The 1,431-nt window shown below is 66.5% G+C and carries 2 protein-coding genes; both read left to right on the top strand.

The window, feature by feature from the left end:
• A partial coding sequence (dnaA, locus tag ACFDTC_RS10600) for a chromosomal replication initiator protein DnaA (protein WP_375258846.1) occupies positions 1-786 on the top strand: 786 nt, incomplete at its 5' end.
• Positions 787-943: 157 nt separating this feature from the next.
• Positions 944-1,431, top strand: a 488-nt coding sequence (locus tag ACFDTC_RS10605) for a DNA polymerase III subunit beta (RefSeq protein ID WP_375258847.1), incomplete at its 3' end; no start/stop codon positions are given.

Below are 1,431 nucleotides of genomic sequence, written 5' to 3' on the forward strand. Positions count from 1 at the left end.
CAGTCGCTGCGCGAGCGCAAGATGCTGGACTTCAAGGAGATGTTCCGCTCGGTCGACATCCTGATGGTCGACGACGTGCAGTTCATCGCCGGCAAGGACAGCACGCAGGAAGAGTTCTTCCATACGTTCAACGCGCTGGTGGATCAGAACAAGCAGATCATCATCTCGGCCGACCGCGCGCCGGACGAGATCAAGGACCTGGAAAACCGCATCCGCTCGCGTCTGCAGTCGGGCCTGGTAGTCGACCTGCACCCGACCGACTACGAATTGCGCCTGGGCATCCTGCAGTCGAAGGTCGAGACCTACCGCGAGCATTACCCGCGCCTCGAGATCGCCGACGGCGTGCTGGAATTCCTCGCCCACCGGATCAGCACCAACGTCCGCGTGCTGGAAGGTGCGCTGACGCGGCTCTTCGCCTTCGCCTCGCTGGTGGGCAAGCCGATCGACATGGACCTGGTGCAGGACAGCCTGTCGGACGTGCTGCGCGCGTCCGAGCGCAAGATCTCGATCGACGAGATCCAGCGCAAGGTGGCCGAGCACTACAACATCCGCCTGTCCGACATGGTCGGGCCCAAGCGCGTGCGCAACTTCGCCCGGCCGCGGCAGGTGGCGATGTACCTGTGCAAGCAGCTCACAAGCCGGTCGCTGCCCGAGATCGGGCGCCGCTTCGGCGGGCGCGACCACACCACCGTCATGCACGGCGTGAAGCGCATCGAGGAGCTGCGCCAGCAGGACGGCCAGATCGACGAGGACGTGGAACTGCTGCGCCGCGCGCTCGAGGCCTGAGGCGCCCGGACAACAAGGCGTTGCGGGGCGGTCCGGGCGGCCGCCCTTTGCCTTGACGGGGCGCTTTTCGCGTCGGACAAAACAGGAAAATAGTGACTATCGGCGGGCGCGGCCCTTGGCTAGGCTGCCCGTCCGGGGTGCGAAGGGGACAATCGGGATGAAGATCAGCATTGAACGGGCCACGCTGCTGCGCGCGGTGGCGCAGGCGCAGTCGGTCGTCGAACGGCGCAACACGATCCCGATCCTGGCGAACGTGCTGATCGACGCCGAGGGCAACACCGCCACGTTCCGCGCCACGGATCTGGATATCGAGGTGCTGGACCGCGCGCCGGCGATGGTCGAGCGCGCCGGCGGCGCCACCGTGTCGGCCGTGACCCTGCACGAGATCGTGCGCAAGCTGCCCGACGGCGCGATGGTCGTGCTGGACGAGGACAGCGCTGCGGGCCGCCTGAGCGTGTCGGCGGGCCGCTCGCACTTCTCGCTCGCGACGCTGCCGAAGGAAGATTTCCCGGTCATGGCGTCGTCGGAATACGCGTCGAACTTCTCGGCCAAGGCCGAGGTGCTGCGCCGCCTGTTCGACAAGTCGAAGTTCGCCATCTCGACCGAGGAGACGCGGTACTACCTCAACGGCGTCTACATGCACGT

Origin of the sequence: Citreimonas sp., from assembly GCF_042096055.1 — a bacterium.
Taxonomy (GTDB): domain Bacteria; phylum Pseudomonadota; class Alphaproteobacteria; order Rhodobacterales; family Rhodobacteraceae; genus Citreimonas.